16 protein-coding genes are annotated in these 15,372 nt (G+C 38.7%); 11 read left to right on the top strand and 5 right to left on the bottom strand.

Annotation, left to right across the window (positions count from 1 at the left end):
* Positions 1 to 3: 3 nt before the first annotated feature.
* From glmS to ACJJVU_RS00710, 4 genes are all read left to right on the top strand, one after another.
* A complete protein-coding gene (glmS, locus tag ACJJVU_RS00725; protein ID WP_405221179.1) occupies positions 4 to 1,851 on the top strand; it encodes a glutamine--fructose-6-phosphate transaminase (isomerizing) in 1,848 nt (615 codons plus the stop codon).
* 307 nt (positions 1,852 to 2,158) lie between these two features.
* The gene (atpD, locus tag ACJJVU_RS00720; protein WP_108877678.1) at positions 2,159 to 3,667 is read left to right on the top strand and encodes a F0F1 ATP synthase subunit beta; all 1,509 of its coding nucleotides are present in this window, start codon (positions 2,159 to 2,161) and stop codon (positions 3,665 to 3,667) included.
* A 48-nt stretch (positions 3,668 to 3,715) separates the two neighbouring features.
* The gene (locus ACJJVU_RS00715; protein ID WP_405221176.1) at positions 3,716 to 3,994 is read left to right on the top strand and encodes a F0F1 ATP synthase subunit epsilon; all 279 of its coding nucleotides are present in this window, start codon (positions 3,716 to 3,718) and stop codon (positions 3,992 to 3,994) included.
* A 68-nt stretch (positions 3,995 to 4,062) separates the two neighbouring features.
* Positions 4,063 to 4,554, top strand: a complete 492-nt coding sequence (locus ACJJVU_RS00710; RefSeq protein ID WP_405221173.1) for a hypothetical protein — start codon at positions 4,063 to 4,065, stop codon at positions 4,552 to 4,554.
* Positions 4,555 to 4,557: 3 nt separating this feature from the next.
* Here ACJJVU_RS00710 and ACJJVU_RS00705 read toward each other — a convergent pair whose 3' ends face one another.
* From ACJJVU_RS00705 to ACJJVU_RS00690, 4 genes are all read right to left on the bottom strand, one after another.
* Positions 4,558 to 5,088, bottom strand: a complete 531-nt coding sequence (locus ACJJVU_RS00705; RefSeq protein WP_405221170.1) for a GNAT family N-acetyltransferase — start codon at positions 5,086 to 5,088, stop codon at positions 4,558 to 4,560.
* Between the two features lie 12 nt (positions 5,089 to 5,100).
* Positions 5,101 to 5,307: a helix-turn-helix domain-containing protein gene (locus tag ACJJVU_RS00700; protein WP_405221168.1), complete on the bottom strand. Its 207-nt coding sequence runs from the start codon at positions 5,305 to 5,307 to the stop codon at positions 5,101 to 5,103.
* Positions 5,308 to 5,310: 3 nt separating this feature from the next.
* Positions 5,311 to 5,784, bottom strand: coding sequence for a DUF2975 domain-containing protein (locus ACJJVU_RS00695; protein ID WP_405221165.1), 474 nt, complete (start codon positions 5,782 to 5,784; stop codon positions 5,311 to 5,313).
* A 138-nt stretch (positions 5,785 to 5,922) separates the two neighbouring features.
* Positions 5,923 to 7,695, bottom strand: coding sequence for a M61 family metallopeptidase (locus tag ACJJVU_RS00690; protein WP_405221162.1), 1,773 nt, complete (start codon positions 7,693 to 7,695; stop codon positions 5,923 to 5,925).
* Between the two features lie 85 nt (positions 7,696 to 7,780).
* Here ACJJVU_RS00690 and ACJJVU_RS00685 point away from each other — a divergent pair, with 85 nt between their 5' ends.
* The 4 genes from ACJJVU_RS00685 (at position 7,781) to bioA (ending at position 11,365) form a co-directional block, all read left to right on the top strand.
* Complete coding sequence (locus tag ACJJVU_RS00685) at positions 7,781 to 8,965, top strand: aminotransferase class I/II-fold pyridoxal phosphate-dependent enzyme (protein WP_405227405.1); 1,185 nt, start codon at positions 7,781 to 7,783, stop codon at positions 8,963 to 8,965.
* A gap of 36 nt (positions 8,966 to 9,001) precedes the next feature.
* Positions 9,002 to 9,418, top strand: coding sequence for a DUF2007 domain-containing protein (locus ACJJVU_RS00680; protein WP_298322749.1), 417 nt, complete (start codon positions 9,002 to 9,004; stop codon positions 9,416 to 9,418).
* The gene (gene bioD, locus ACJJVU_RS00675; protein WP_405221159.1) at positions 9,405 to 10,034 is read left to right on the top strand and encodes a dethiobiotin synthase; all 630 of its coding nucleotides are present in this window, start codon (positions 9,405 to 9,407) and stop codon (positions 10,032 to 10,034) included. The genes ACJJVU_RS00680 and bioD overlap by 14 nt, the downstream gene beginning before the upstream one ends.
* Before the next feature lie 65 nt (positions 10,035 to 10,099).
* On the top strand, positions 10,100 to 11,365 hold the full coding sequence (gene bioA, locus ACJJVU_RS00670; RefSeq protein ID WP_405221157.1) for an adenosylmethionine--8-amino-7-oxononanoate transaminase: 1,266 nt from the start codon (positions 10,100 to 10,102) through the stop codon (positions 11,363 to 11,365).
* Positions 11,366 to 11,368: 3 nt separating this feature from the next.
* Here bioA and ACJJVU_RS00665 read toward each other — a convergent pair whose 3' ends face one another.
* Entirely contained in the window at positions 11,369 to 11,806 is a 438-nt protein-coding gene (locus ACJJVU_RS00665; RefSeq protein WP_405221154.1) for a cytochrome c oxidase assembly factor Coa1 family protein, read from the bottom strand.
* Between the two features lie 133 nt (positions 11,807 to 11,939).
* Between ACJJVU_RS00665 and ACJJVU_RS00660 the strand changes: the two genes are divergently transcribed.
* The 3 genes from ACJJVU_RS00660 (at position 11,940) to ACJJVU_RS00650 (ending at position 15,288) form a co-directional block, all read left to right on the top strand.
* On the top strand, positions 11,940 to 13,094 hold the full coding sequence (locus ACJJVU_RS00660) for a beta-ketoacyl synthase N-terminal-like domain-containing protein (protein WP_405221151.1): 1,155 nt from the start codon (positions 11,940 to 11,942) through the stop codon (positions 13,092 to 13,094).
* 139 nt (positions 13,095 to 13,233) lie between these two features.
* Positions 13,234 to 14,328, top strand: coding sequence for a biotin synthase BioB (gene bioB / locus ACJJVU_RS00655; protein WP_405221148.1), 1,095 nt, complete (start codon positions 13,234 to 13,236; stop codon positions 14,326 to 14,328).
* Positions 14,329 to 14,451: 123 nt separating this feature from the next.
* On the top strand, positions 14,452 to 15,288 hold the full coding sequence (locus ACJJVU_RS00650; RefSeq protein WP_405221145.1) for a cupin-like domain-containing protein: 837 nt from the start codon (positions 14,452 to 14,454) through the stop codon (positions 15,286 to 15,288).
* Positions 15,289 to 15,372: the final 84 nt, after the last annotated feature.

The raw sequence follows: 15,372 nt of genomic DNA, 5'->3' as shown, positions 1-15,372 counted from the left end.
AGTATGTGTGGAATAGTTGGTTATATAGGGCATAGGGATGCTTACCCAGTTGTCGTTCAAGGTTTAGAGAGACTAGAATATAGAGGTTATGATAGTGCAGGAATTGCATTGTATGACGGTACTGATCTGAAGGTTTCTAAGACAAAAGGTAAAGTTGCAGATTTGCGTTCAAAACTAGAATCTGAAATTTCTACGACAGGTAGTATAGGTATTGGGCACACAAGATGGGCAACTCATGGTGTTCCTAATGATGTTAATAGTCATCCACATTTATCTAATTCTGGTGAATTAGTAATCATTCACAATGGAATTATAGAGAATTATGATGCTTTGCGTCAAGAACTAATAAAGCGTGGCTACACTTTTCAATCAGATACTGATACTGAAGTATTAGTAAACTTAATTGAAGATGTAAAGAAAAATGAAGGAGTTAAGCTAGGTAAGGCAGTGCAAATTGCACTTAACCAAACCATAGGTGCTTATGCAATTGCGGTTTTTGATAAAACAAAACCTGACGAAATCGTGGTTGCCCGTTTAGGAAGTCCTCTTGCTATTGGAGTAGGCGAAGATGAATTCTTCATTGCTTCAGATGCTACGCCATTTATTGAGTACACAAATAAGACCATCTATCTTAAGGATGGTGAGATGGCGGTAATACGCAATCATAAGAAATTAAAAGTACGTAAAATTAAAGATGATTCTTTAGTTGATCCGTATATAGAGGAGTTGAAGCTTAATCTAGAGCAAATAGAAAAAGGTGGTTATGATCACTTTATGCTTAAAGAAATTTATGAGCAGCCTCAAGCAATTAAAGATACTTTCCGTGGGCGAATGCTCGTTAAAGAAGGTATTATCAAAATGGCAGGTATTGATGATAATATAGAGAAGTTTAAAAACGCTCGACGTATTATTATAATAGCTTGTGGTACATCATGGCACGCAGGACTTGTAGCTGAGTATATATTTGAAGAGTTTGCTCGTGTGCCGGTAGAGGTTGAGTATGCTTCAGAATTTAGATATCGTAACCCAGTAGTTTTTAAGGATGATGTTATCATAGCAATTTCTCAAAGTGGAGAAACTGCAGATACAATGGCGGCAATTAAACTTGCTAAGGAACAGGGAGCGTTTGTTTTTGGTGTTTGTAATGTTGTAGGTTCTTCTATTTCTAGAATAACAGATGCAGGAGCATATACACATGCAGGTCCAGAGATTGGTGTTGCATCTACAAAGGCTTTTACTACTCAGATAACAATACTTACTCTAATCGCCTTAAGACTTGCTCAAGCAACAGGTAAAATGGCCGATTCTGAGTTTAGAAAATATCTACAAGAATTAGAACGTATCCCAGCAAAAGTTGAAAAAGCATTATTATGTAATGATCAAGCAGAGCTTGTTGCTGCACAATATAAAGATGCGCCTAACGCTCTTTATCTAGGACGTGGTTATAATTTTCCAGTGGCACTTGAAGGAGCGCTTAAACTTAAGGAGATATCTTATATTCATGCTGAAGGTTATCCTGCGGCAGAAATGAAGCACGGACCTATTGCTCTCATAGATGAAATGATGCCAGTTTTTGTTATTGCAATGAAAAAGGGTCATTATGAGAAGGTGGTGAGCAACATTGAAGAAATTAAAGCACGTAGCGGTAAGATTATCGGTATTGTTACAGAAGGTGATACGGAGGTTAAAAGACTTGCAGATCACGTGATAGAAATTCCGGAGACGCTAGAGCCTCTTACTCCAATTTTGGCTACTATTCCGTTACAGTTATTATCTTACCACATAGCATTGATGCTTGGTAAAAATGTAGATCAACCACGTAACTTGGCAAAGTCGGTTACGGTTGAGTAATATTTTAATAATCTACTGTTTTACTTAGGGTATTTTAGAATGCTCGCTAACTAGATTATTTAATTTTTTATAAAAGGACTTATTCGCTAGAAGCTGGATAAGTCCTTTTATTTTGCATCTATTTTAAAGAAAATCAAATTATTACAGCCGCCGTGTATATTCTTTAATCGTTGAATCATCGGAATCACGAAAAGGCTTATAAAAACTTACATTTTGCATTTTTGTATAAAATATTAAACAGTATCTTTGCACCACGAAAAACGATAATTTTTTCGCTTTTATTTCGCTAAACATTAAATAGATACTAATGTCAAAAGTTACAGGTAAAGTTGCACAGATTATAGGCCCGGTAGTAGACGTCGCTTTCGAGAGCGGATCTGAGTTACCAAAAATCTACGATTCACTAGAAGTTACAAATTCAAACGGAGCACTACTTGTTCTTGAAGTACAGTCACACATTGGAGAAAATACGGTACGTACAATCTCTATGGACTCTACAGATGGATTAAGCCGTGGGGTAGATGCAGTTGCGACTGGAGCGCCTATTCAAATGCCTGTGGGTCCAGATATTTATGGACGCCTTTTTAATGTTATAGGTGATGCTATTGATGGAATGGATAACTTGCCTAAGGCAGGTGATGCTGGTTTATCAATACACCGTAGCGCACCAAAATTTGAAGATTTATCAACATCTACAGAAGTACTTTTTACAGGTATTAAAGTAATTGACCTTATTGAGCCTTATGCAAAAGGAGGTAAGATTGGTTTATTCGGTGGAGCAGGAGTAGGTAAAACTGTACTTATTCAAGAGTTGATTAACAATATTGCAAAAGGTCACGGTGGTCTTTCTGTATTCGCAGGAGTAGGAGAGCGCACACGTGAAGGAAATGACCTTTTGAGAGAGATGCTTGAGTCTGGTATTATCAAATACGGAGATGACTTTATGCACTCTATGGAAGAAGGAGGATGGGATCTTTCTAAAGTAGATAAAATGGGAATGAGAGACTCTAAAGCTACTTTCGTTTTCGGTCAAATGAATGAGCCACCTGGAGCACGTGCACGTGTTGCACTTTCAGGACTTACTATAGCTGAGTATTTCCGTGATGGAGCAGGAGAAGGACAAGGAAAAGATGTACTTTTCTTCGTAGATAATATCTTCCGTTTCACACAAGCAGGATCTGAGGTTTCTGCACTACTTGGACGTATGCCATCTGCCGTAGGTTACCAGCCTACTCTGGCAACAGAGATGGGAGCGATGCAAGAGCGTATTACTTCAACAAAAAGAGGGTCAATTACATCTGTACAGGCGGTTTACGTACCTGCAGATGATTTAACAGATCCAGCACCAGCAACAACGTTTGCTCACCTTGATGCAACAACAGTACTTTCACGTAAGATTGCAGAGCTTGGTATTTACCCAGCGGTAGATCCTCTAGACTCTACATCACGTATCCTTACTGCAGAGATATTAGGAAGCGAGCACTACAACACTGCGCAGCGTGTAAAAGAGTTGTTACAGCGTTATAAGGAGCTTCAAGATATTATCGCCATCTTAGGTATGGAGGAATTATCTGAAGAAGATAAAATGGCAGTAGGACGTGCACGTCGTGTACAACGTTTCCTTTCTCAGCCATTCCACGTAGCAGAGCAGTTTACAGGTATCCCAGGATGTCTAGTGGATATTAAAGAAACTATCAAAGGATTTAATATGATTATGGACGGAGAGTTAGATCACCTTCCAGAAGCAGCATTTAACCTTAAAGGAACTATCGAAGAGGCAATCGAAGCAGGAGAAAAAATGCTTCAAGAAGCTTAAGAGATTTTTAATTACGCTTTCGCGAAAGCGTACTCAAAATAATATACTATGCATTTAGAAATTGTAACTCCAGAGGCATCTCTTGTAAGCGGTGAAGTATCATCGGTTACTGTACCAGGTGTGAATGGTGAATACCAAATGTTAGATAATCACGCAGCAACGGTTTCTTTACTAGGAGCAGGTACTGTAAAATTTGAAGGAAATCCTACAATTGCCGCAGGTCAGGAAGGTAAATTTACCAAAACACCAGACGGTAAGTGGTCACTTGTCATTGCAAGTGGTACTGTAGAGATGAACAACAATAAAGTGATTGTGCTAGCAGATTAAAGCGCATTGAAATAAGTTTAAAAGCCCAAACTCTACCTAGAGTTTGGGCTTTTTTGTATTATTAAAGTATGGAAAAAAAGGATGTAGTAATCTCCCAAGGCTCAAGAACTCTTCTAGAGAATATCATTGCAGCTGCGTGTTACACGATAGCTCTTTTCTGTTTATACCGGTGTTTTACAGATTTAAAACACGTAGGAGGGTATGCTTATTTTGGTACTACTTGCTTTATGTTGGGTTTACGATTTTCTATCTCCAAGTACTATCGGTTTAATTTTAAAGCCAATCGTTTTAGAGACATGTCTGCAATAGGTCCTATTGAGTGGGGTGATTGGGTGCAGTATGATGAGTTGAATTATGTAGCTGTTTTTCTCAATGCAAAAGATTTTTATGAAGTCAACTTGTGGTACGATGAAAATAGACGTTTTAATCTTTCTAATTATGCTGAGTTAGATGATGCACTTATGGGAGCAAAAGAAATTACACAATTGCTAGCATTAGATTTGTATGATGCGGGCACAGATCCTTATAATGGACGATGGGAAGAAGTGCAAGTAGGGTAGTGATTACCACTCCCAAGAGATGATTTCCCAACATATATCTTCTGAAACATGATTTTCTAGGATTTTAAATCCTACGGCGTTATGAGTATTAAGTGATCGTGTATTGAGTGTTGCGACCTCAGTAATAAGACATTTAAATTGTGAGGAAAGCTCATCTCTGTAATATGAATAGAGCCCCTTAAAGATTCCTTTACCTCTATATGGTTTGTCTATACAGATTTGTCCCATCACGAGATAGTTTTTATTAGGATATAGTCCATCTGCAATATCAAACATAGGTGTGAGAATTGGCATTTCATAGCGAGCGCTTTCGAGCATTGTTAATGCATAACCAACCACATTCCCATCTACTACTGCTAGTAAATGTGGGCAGGCGTCATTCATTTTCTTTAAGATTTCAAAAGTATGCGGTACAGTAACATATCCTTGTTCCTTTTGCTCCTCTTGTGATACATTCGTTTTTAGCGCTTTTTTCTGAATGTTTAGAATTTGCTGGAGTTCGTTATCACTTTCTGCCCTTTTATAGTTGACCATGTTATCACTTTTTTAAGTGTGCGTGTACGCTAGAATATCTCCTGGCTGGCAATCTAGCGCTTCACATATGGCTTCTAGCGTAGAGAAGCGCACTGCTTTTGCCTTGCCGGATTTAAGGATAGAGAGGTTTGCTTCTGTAATACCTACAATCTCTGCAAGCTCTTTGCTTCTCATCTCACGATCTGCCAGTACCTTGTCTAAGTTAATAGTTATAGGCATAGGTTATATAGTTAAATCGTTTTCAGATTTGAGTTGGTATCCCGTTTGAGCCATATCTGCAATGATAAGGACTATAAAGCCAAGTAGTATAAACATAAAATCCATTAAAATAATATAAATTATTGTTAATGACTCACCGCCGCTTTTAAGTCTTACAATATCTAAAATGGTCATCAAGACGCCTGAGAAGAAAAAGATGTATCCAGCTATACTCATTAATCTTTTGGCGTTTATTGAAAAGTAGCCCTCTTTAACTATACTTTTTAGACTAAGTATACTGACAATTAAGCCGATAAAAATTATTAAAGATTGCGCATCATTCATGTATATATTATAGCTTCCAAATACAAGTTCTTTTCCTGTATAAACATAATTACCCGAAGCTCTTCCTATAACAATAAATGTGGTTAAGTAACCTATTATATACATAATCGCCATAAGAATGGTAGTTACGTAAAGAATTTTAATTTTTTTCATAATTGTAATATATTATCGTTTTACAATAACAAAGATATAAAAATTATTGAAAAACAATAATTTTATTCAAAAATCACGCATAAAAAATCCCCAATACTATTTTTAGTATTGGGGATATAACTTGTAAAAGCTACCTTTTTATTTTTCTTGAAGCCAGTATTTTCTGAGCTTGCTAGGTTTTTTACTTGGGTTAGGATTCATTGTTATTGTGTAGGTGGGGTCTGCGCTTACTGTTAGTTTAGTTGTAAGTTTTCTGCCAAATCGCTCATAGTTTACAGCTATCGTCTGTCCTACGATAAGCGAATTCAAATAAGTTTCATAAGCCTCACTAGTTCTTAACTCCGTGCCATCTATGGCAGTAATAAGATCCCCTTCATTAAGGCCGGCTGTATAGGCTGATGTTCCTTTTGAGGTAGCTCGTGCAATGCGTAATCCAGTTTCAGTAGCGTTTATTCGTATTCCTAGGTATGGCTTTGTTGCTTCTTGTGTGATTGTGAGCCCCGCATTTGTAAGTAGGTTTTGATAATCTGGCATTTGACTATCATAAATATATTGAGAGAAGAACGTTTTCGCGAAAGCGTCACCCGCATACTCAGCTAGGACGTTCTCAAGATCTTGTATAGAATAAGAGATTTCCTTCTTTCCAAACTGATTCCACACCGCTTTAAAATAATCGTCAAGATTAAGTCCTTGCTGGCGTAGTGAGAGATCAAGCGCAAGCCCGAGTACACTACCATATGAGTAATAGGAGATAAAGGTGTTGTTTCTATTTACAGGATCCACAGAGGTCGCGGCGTCTACAAAGGGCGCCTGGTAGCTCATCTCAATCGGGTTAAAATAGTTGCGGGCAGGTGAGTTCCAAACGTAGTTAAACGTCCCGTTGAGACTTTTTACATAGTCTTCACTAGTGATAACACCGGCGCGGGCAAGTATAAGATTTGTGTAATAGCTTGTAAAACCTTCGGCAAACCAAAGTGAGCCACTCATATTTGCCGCTGTAAAGTCAAAAGGCTCCAGATCTGCAGGACGTATGCGCTCTACATTCCAAGAGTGGAAAAACTCGTGAGAGACAGTCCCTATATTTCCTTCCATTCCTCCTGCTGCTAGTGACTCTCTGTCTGTAAGTATCGTGCTGTTGCGGTGCTCCATCCCATCTCCAGAAACGTGCGGAGCATAACAAGCAAGAAAGGTGTACTCGCCAAAATCATAGGTAGGTAATGTTCCAAACACTTTTTTTTGCGCCAGTACAATAGCTTTTACCTTCTCCCAATAGGTATCAAAATCTTCTGAGGTGTCATCACTATGTAATGCAAAACGTATGTTCTGACCATCTACAGTAAATTCTCTAAGCTGGTAATCACTTACCTCCGTCGGGCTGTCTAAAAAGTATTGCAAGTTTGGTGCGCTGTAACGTGCATCGTCTATTTTTTTGAGTTGGCTCGCTACTTTCCAGTTCAAATCTTTCCTTAGTTTAAAATTTATCTCAATTGGACGGTGGTCTTCTCCTTCCATAAACATGAACGTTGCTGGCATATTGAGATGTGCGTGCGACTCATCTACTTGCGAGTACGTGCCGTCTGCTCTATTTGCAAATAGTGTGTATGATACGTTTACCTCTCCATCATGATCTTTAATCTCCCAAGAGTATGGATCTGGGCGTGTTGCTTCTAGCGCCTTTCCCTTGCTGTTTGTAGCCTTAAAATTAAAAACGTTTTTTGCAAACTCATGTATTGCGTAGCGTCCTGGTGAGGATCTACTCATGCGCACCACTATGGTCTTTTTCTTGAGTTCAGGAAAAGTGATAGCTATCTGCGCTTCGTGGTGGTGTGCGTTATCAAAAGATATCTCGTACGCATTAGTTTGTCCATAACAAAGGCTAGTGAGTAAAAGGGCGATACATAAAAATCTCATAGTAGAATATTTAGAATTTAAAAGTAAGAAACTAAGATCACTTCCATGGGTTATATATGTCAAACACGTGAAGTATCTTTACCGTATGTTACCAGAAAAACTACAGAAAAAACTTAGCATACGCAGAGACAGTGATTCTTTGCGAACACTTAATACTTCGTTAGGTCTGGTGGATTTTTCATCTAACGATTATTTGGGTTTTTCTAGTAGCCTTCCTATTGCTAGAAATATTGCGCAGCGAGCACAAGAGATCTTAGACGAACATCAAATTATTGCAAATGGCGCCACCGGCAGCCGACTGTTATCTGGTAATCATACACTTTATAGTCAGGCAGAGACCTTAATTGCTGGTATTCATAATAGTGAGACTGCTCTTATGTTTAACAGCGGTTATGATGCAAATATTGGTTTTTTCCAAAGCGTTCCACAGCGCGGTGATCTCATTCTTTATGATGAGTTTATTCATGCTAGCATACGTGATGGTATCCAGATGAGCCTTGCTAGAGGTTATAAGTTTAAACATAATGATATTGCAGATATAGAAACTGTAGTCAATCGTCTTAAAGCGATGCATCACCTAGATGATCAAGAAACTTCAACGGCGATATATCTTGTTACGGAGTCAGTTTTTTCGATGGATGGTGATACGCCAGATCTAACTGCTATTTCTCAAATTTGTAAAAAGCATAATATCTACCTCATAATTGATGAAGCTCATGCAACGGGCGTTATGGGTAAAAAAGGACTTGGTTTAGTGCAAGAGTTGGCGCTAGAAAATGAAGTTTTTGCACGTATTATCACTTTTGGAAAAGGTATGGGAGCACATGGAGCAGCAATTTTATGCAGTGAGTCATTGCGCGCGTATCTTATTAATTTTGCGAGATCATTTATTTACACAACGGGGTTGCCACCACATGCTGTAGCTACGATAATGGCGGCTTACGAGCAATTAGATGTACGGAGCGATACGCAGTTGCTAGTAGTGGGAAGTTTACAGCAACTTATAAGTCACTTCAATAGTCTTGTCAAAAAGATAGGGCTTGATAGCTTTTTCATAGAGAGTGACTCTGCCATACATTGTGCTGTGGTGGTGGGTAATGAAAAGGTTAGAACGCTTTCGCGAAAGCTTGAAAAGGAAAATTTTGAAGTGAAGCCTATTTTATCACCCACAGTTCCAGAAGGTCAAGAGCGCTTACGGATATGCCTACACGCATATAATACGAAAGATGAAATAACAGCATTGCTGGCTATTTTAAAAGCGCAGTTATAGCTTACTAATATGTAATGTGAAGATTATATTTGTGCTATGTCAAACACATTTGTAACTATTGCTCAGTTTCAATATTCAAGTGAAGCTCAAATTTTTAAAGGTCGTTTACTTGCAGAAGGTATTGAGGCTTTTCTAGCAGATAATTATACAATAGATACAGATCCGCTAGTGAGTAATGCCATTGGAGGTGTAAAACTACGAGTGCCCTCAGATCAAGAGTCAAGAGCGAAAGAAATCTTAAGTGAAATCTCAGCGTATTCTGTTGCCGAAGATGGTTCACCTGTGCATTGTCCCAATTGTAATAGTGAGGAAGTTGCACTTTTTACAACCGTTTCAGATATTAGATCTCTAGGAGCTTTTCTCCTAGGTTTTGTTTTTGGCGCGCTTCCATTTTATACAAAATACGAGTATCGCTGTGATAACTGTAAAACAAAATTTAATGAAATCAAATAAGACATATTTTATAACAGGAATCTCTACAGATGTTGGAAAGACGGTAGCTGCAGCAATCGTGACACAGTCACTAGAAGCGGACTACTGGAAGCCAATACAGGCTGGAGATCTTGATAATAGTGATACGCATAAAGTAAAGCGTCTAGTTAATAATGAAATATCGCAATATCACGATAATAGTTATTCGCTCAAGACACCTATGAGTCCGCACGCTGCTGCAGCGATTGATGGCATTACAGTTACTGCCGCCTCTATAAAGCGTCCTGAAACGACTAAACCTCTCGTAGTAGAAGGAGCCGGTGGTATACTCGTACCTATAAATAATACAGAAACCATAGCCGATTTAATAGTGCCTTCAGATAAAGTGATTGTAGTATCTCGTCATTATTTAGGAAGTATAAATCACACCTTATTGACTATCGAGCTACTCAAAGCAAGAGGGCTCTCTGTGGCTGGAATTATTTTTTCTGGAGAAGAACATCCTACAACGGAGGCAATCATTGAGAAGATGACTGGTGTTACCATCATAGGTCGCATTGATGAAGAGCCTTATTTTGATGAAAATGTAATAGCAGAATATGCAGAACGTTTTCGCGAAAGCTTACAAGCCCTATAGATCTTTACTAACTAGAGATTTAAGATAATCAATTCCTTAGCTAACTTTACTCAAAATTTACTACTGTGACTACTCAAGAAAAAGATAAAAAACATCTCTGGCATCCGCTCACGCAACATCAGACTGCGCAGGATCCTGTTGTGATTACGAGAGCAAAGGGAGCGGTAATGTATGATGAAGATGGTAAAGAATATATAGACGGTATTGCTTCATGGTATACCGCCATGTATGGTCACGGCAATGAGCATATTACAACGGCAATGCATAAGCAGATGCAGGCGCTGGATTTTGTAATGTTTAGTGGGTTTACACATCCTCCAGCAATCACACTTGCTGAAAAGTTAATGGAGATACTACCAGAAAATCAAGAGAAGATTTTCTTTAATGACAACGGATCTACAGCGGTTGAGGCAGCTATAAAAATGGCCATCCAGTTGTATCACAATAAAGGTGATAAGAGAGATACACTTATCGCTTTTGAAGACGGTTTTCATGGAGACACTTTTGGAGCAATGAGTGCCTCTGGATTGAGCTCGTATAATGGACCTTTTGAAGATTTTTTACTTAAAGTTGTAAGAATACCTACCCCTCAAGAAGATAATCTAGAGGAAGTGATGGCTAAGCTAGATGCGATACTCGCAACAAATAAATGCGCTGCTTTTATTTTTGAGCCACTAGTGCAAGGAGCTGCCGGAATGAAATTTCACTCTGTAAATGGTCTTGATGCACTCATTAAAAAATGCCGAGAGGCAAATGTACTCACCATTGCAGATGAGATAATGACTGGTTTTGGAAAAACGGGAACCATTTTTGCCTGTGACCAATTGGAAAACAAGCCAGATATAATGTGCTTGAGCAAGGCACTTACTGCAGGAATGTTTCCGCTTAGTATTACAAGTTGTACGCAAGCAGTTTTTGATAGCTTTTTGAGCGACGAGGTGCACAAAGGTTTTTTTCATGCACATACATTTAGCGCTCACCCAGTAGGCTGCGCCGCTGCTATTGCAGGAATGGAAGTATTGCAAAGCTCAGAAATTACAGACAGTCGAAAGCGTATAGAAAAGGCACATCAAGTATTTGCACAACAAGTAGCAGCGCATCCTAAAGTGCGAGATGTACGCACAAAAGGTGTAATTATAGCCATAGATCTCAACATAGAAATGGAGCGCTATGGGAATTTACGTGATGAGCTCTACCAATTTTTTATGAAACGCGGCGTGGCACTTAGACCGCTAGGTAATACTGTTTATGTGCTTCCGCCGTATGTGATTACAGATAATGAGCTCACTCAGGTTTATACGGCAATACAAGAGGCTTTAGATCATTTTTAAGGATTACTCTATCGCTTTTGGCTCCAGCTCAATGACTTGGTCGCTGCCGTCTATAGTTACATTATAAACCTCATACACTTTCTCATCATCCTCACCGCTGGTGATGATATGTATGACGCCAGTTCCGTTAGGGCCTTTTATGGGAGTAGTGGCGTTACTTCTTTTTTCTCCATTATTAATAGAGATGTTAAAACTCCCAAAACCGTCACTTTCTATAGGTGTGCCTAGCACAGCGATCACTTCTTGATTGGATTGAACTTGAATGAGCGCTTCGTCGCTTCCAGAGGCTGTTTTAATTTTATTTGCAAAAGCAAAGGCGCCACCCACTATCAAAATGACTGCGATAATGATTATGGTAAGGCATCCTCCTGCGGGCACTGCCCACTTCCAATTGCGTTTCCACCAGCTAGGGCGTTCTATAAGTTCGTTTTGATTATCCATTGTGATTGATTTTTAGATAGGTACCGTTTTGGCTGTAAAAGTTACAGAACTTTTCAAGAAAACTTGCAAATTGATGGGGTACGCTTACGCGAAATTGTACTTTTGTGTACGCAAACTAAAATTAAATTATACTTTGAAAACTCCCATAGCCATTACCGGTCTAGGTTCTATCTCTCCATTAGGTTCAAATGCTGAAGAGCAGTGGAACGCATACCAAGAAACAACTACAAAAATTGCTTGGGAAGAAGATCTAGAAGCATTTACGGCAAGGTTAACACCAGAAGGGCAAAAAGCCATTCAGGCTATACGTCGAGAAGATAAAAACTATTTACGCATAGATCCATCTGTTCTTTATGCTATATATGCAGGAAGAATAGCTGTAGCACAAGCAGGATGGAAAGACGGTGATTTTGGAATTAATGTAGGGTCATCAAGAGGAGCAACGCAGCTTTTTGAAAAGTTTTTTGAGACTTATAAGGAACGTAATATTGTACCTACACAAGCATCTCCATCTACTACATTAGGTAATATATCTTCATGGCTAGCAAATGATTTAAAATCTAACGGTCCAGATATTTCTCACTCTATTACTTGTAGTACTGCATTACACGCATTACTTAATGGGGTGGCTTGGTTACAATCTGGAATGGCCAAAAAGTTTTTAGTAGGAGGTTCTGAGGCAGCGCTTACTCCATTTACAATTGCTCAAATAAGAGCAATGAAACTTACACCTACAGAAGAGGGAACAAGTGCATATCCAAGTATGGCGCTCAATCTTTTTAAGAAAAATAATACAATGGTTTTAGGCGAAGGTGCAGCAATGGCCTGTCTAGAACTGGGCAAGAAGAAAAATGCACTGGCATACGTGACTAGCGTAGGTTATGCTACAGAAAAGCTAGAACATGCAGTTTCTATTTCTAGTGAAGGTGAGTGTTTCCAGAAATCAATTGCAATGGCACTTGATGGGACTGATCTTTCAGAAATAGATGCAATTGTAATGCACGCTCCAGGTACTCTTAAGGGAGATACCTCTGAGATGGCAGCAATAAAGAAAGTTTTTGGAGAAGAGGTGCCTATGCTTACTACTAATAAATGGAAAATAGGACACACTTTTGGAGCTAGTGGGTTATTAAGCCTTGAGCTTGCTGTAAAAATGTTACAAGAACAACGTTTTATAGGAGTTCCATATCTTAAAGATAAATCTAAGGATAGCGAACTGAAAAAGATACTTGTGAATGCTGTTGGTTTCGGAGGAAATGCGGTAAGTATTATTGTGGAGAGAGCTTAGGTGAATTATGCGTGCTTTTTCGCGAAAGCGTAATTAGAACCACCATATCTTATATTACACAAGCAAGGGTTATTAAAATCTCAAAAAAAATCAAGCGATAGCCGTTTACTTGCTTAAGACTATTTCATATTTTTACGTTATGACAGAAATAAGACACAACTGGACCAAAGAGGAAATACTCGCTATTTATAATAAACCGATGATGGAGCTTTTATATGAAGCTGCAACTACACATCGCGAGCATCACGATCCTAATACAGTACAAGTTTCTACGTTACTTTCTATTAAAACTGGTGGATGTCCAGAAGATTGTGGGTATTGCCCGCAAGCTGCGAGATATCACACAGATATAGAAGGAAATGATTTAATGTCTGTACAGCAAGTAAAAGCGCAGGCATTAAGAGCAAAGTCGTCTGGAAGTTCTCGTGTATGCATGGGAGCGGCATGGCGTAATGTAAAAGATGGACCAGAATTTGACAACGTGCTAGAAATGGTGCGCACGATTAATAAGCTTGATATGGAAGTATGCTGTACGCTAGGTATGGTAACCGAGAATCAAGCAGAACGTCTTGCAGAAGCAGGATTATACGCATACAACCACAACTTAGATACCTCAGAAGATTACTATAAAGATGTAATTTCTACAAGAGCTTTTGAGGATCGTCTTGATACCATCTCAAACGTACGTAAAACAAATGTTACGGTATGTTCTGGTGGAATTATAGGAATGGGTGAGGCAATAGAAGATAGAGCAGGAATGCTTGTAGCGCTCGCAAAACTAGATCCGCAGCCAGAATCTACGCCTATAAACGCACTTGTTGCGGTACCAGGAACTCCAATGGAAGATATTGATCCTATCTCTATCTGGGAGATGATACGTATGGTAGCAACTACGAGAATTGTATTGCCACAAACGCAAGTGAGACTATCTGCAGGTAGAACAGATATGAGTAGAGAAGGGCAAGCAATGTGCTTCTTTGCTGGTGCAAATTCTATTTTTGCAGGAGATAAACTTCTTACTACACCTAATCCAGATGTAAATGAGGATATGAAGATGTTTGACCTACTAGGTCTTACTCCTCAAAAACCATTTGTAAAAAAGGCGCAGCCAGCATCTGTAGAAGCCGTGGATTCAAAGTTTGAGTCATTAGGTGAAAAGCCAAAATGGTCAAGACCTGGACACAAAATCGATAGAAACGAAGAAGCAAAGCTTGCAGGAAAATCTTTAAAATAAAGAGAACTGCTGGTTTGTAAATATCGTAGGTATATAAAATAGTTTTATACTAAGCACTAACTCCCATCAGGGAGTTAGTGCTTTTAGGTATTTGATTATTTAGGTTAATTAATTCTATTTATTATGCAGTTACAATCCATTCCCAGAGTACATTCCATAACTAAGAAGGAGTTTGTAAGGGATTACGTGAAGCCCCAGAAACCTGTAGTGATCGAGCATCTAGTAGATGACTGGGATGCTTATGAGAAATGGCGTCTTTCTTACATCAAGGAGGTGGCTGGTGATAAAGAAGTGCCTCTTTATGATGATAGACCTGTAAAGCATGATGAAGGCTTTAACCAAGCTCATGCTACAATGAGTATGAGCGATTATATAGATTTACTTAAAAAAGGACCTACTAATTATCGCATCTTCTTATATAACCTTATGAAGGAGGTCCCTTCTCTTAAAAACGATTTTAAATTTCCTAAAATAGGTTTGAGATTACTCAAGCAGATACCTATGCTCTTTTTTGGAGGCGAGGGAAGTAAGGTATTTATGCACCATGATATAGACTGGGCAAATATTTTGCATTTCCATTTTGAAGGTAGAAAGCAATGTGTATTATTCCCTCCTAGTGAAACGCCTAACCTTTACAAAGTACCTTATTCTCTAATTACAAGAGAGGATATCAATTTTGATAATCCAGATTATGAAGAGTTCCCTAAGCTTAAGGAAGCTAAGGGGTTTATATGCCACCTCAACCACGGTGAGACCTTATATATGCCAGAAGGATATTGGCATTATATGAAGTATGAAACGCCTGGATTTAGTATGAGTTTAAGATCGCTTCCGCGAAATTTTTCTAACCTCAGGAAAGCCTTGTACAATGTCTTTTACATGAGACATTATGACAACTTCATGAGACGTCGAAAAGGACAAGATTGGATAGATGAAAAAAATGAGAAGGCCCTACATTAAGAGTAAATAAGTGTGGAAATGGCTCATTTTATTAACTTTTATTAATAGTTGGTGCAAACAATGCTATTTGATTAGGTATTTAGC

It is taken from the genome of Dokdonia sp. Asnod1-B02 (genome assembly GCF_045063955.1).
Lineage (GTDB): Bacteria > Bacteroidota > Bacteroidia > Flavobacteriales > Flavobacteriaceae > Dokdonia.
Note: the sequence above shows the minus strand (reverse complement) of the source record. Positions and strands in the feature narration are given on the sequence as shown.

Bases quoted from the DNA above. Each gene is read 5' to 3' on its own strand.
- glmS (WP_405221179.1), top strand. From the start codon at position 4: ATGTGTGGAATAGTTGGTTATATAGGGCATAGGGATGCTTACCCAGTT.
- atpD (WP_108877678.1), top strand. From the start codon at position 2,159: ATGTCAAAAGTTACAGGTAAAGTTGCACAGATTATAGGCCCGGTAGTA.
- ACJJVU_RS00715 (WP_405221176.1), top strand. From the start codon at position 3,716: ATGCATTTAGAAATTGTAACTCCAGAGGCATCTCTTGTAAGCGGTGAA.
- ACJJVU_RS00710 (WP_405221173.1), top strand. From the start codon at position 4,063: ATGGAAAAAAAGGATGTAGTAATCTCCCAAGGCTCAAGAACTCTTCTA.
- ACJJVU_RS00705 (WP_405221170.1), bottom strand. From the start codon at position 5,088: ATGGTCAACTATAAAAGGGCAGAAAGTGATAACGAACTCCAGCAAATT.
- ACJJVU_RS00700 (WP_405221168.1), bottom strand. From the start codon at position 5,307: ATGCCTATAACTATTAACTTAGACAAGGTACTGGCAGATCGTGAGATG.
- ACJJVU_RS00695 (WP_405221165.1), bottom strand. From the start codon at position 5,784: ATGAAAAAAATTAAAATTCTTTACGTAACTACCATTCTTATGGCGATT.
- ACJJVU_RS00690 (WP_405221162.1), bottom strand. From the start codon at position 7,695: ATGAGATTTTTATGTATCGCCCTTTTACTCACTAGCCTTTGTTATGGA.
- ACJJVU_RS00685 (WP_405227405.1), top strand. From the start codon at position 7,781: ATGTTACCAGAAAAACTACAGAAAAAACTTAGCATACGCAGAGACAGT.
- ACJJVU_RS00680 (WP_298322749.1), top strand. From the start codon at position 9,002: ATGTCAAACACATTTGTAACTATTGCTCAGTTTCAATATTCAAGTGAA.
- bioD (WP_405221159.1), top strand. From the start codon at position 9,405: ATGAAATCAAATAAGACATATTTTATAACAGGAATCTCTACAGATGTT.
- ACJJVU_RS00665 (WP_405221154.1), bottom strand. From the start codon at position 11,806: ATGGATAATCAAAACGAACTTATAGAACGCCCTAGCTGGTGGAAACGC.
- bioB (WP_405221148.1), top strand. From the start codon at position 13,234: ATGACAGAAATAAGACACAACTGGACCAAAGAGGAAATACTCGCTATT.
- ACJJVU_RS00650 (WP_405221145.1), top strand. From the start codon at position 14,452: ATGCAGTTACAATCCATTCCCAGAGTACATTCCATAACTAAGAAGGAG.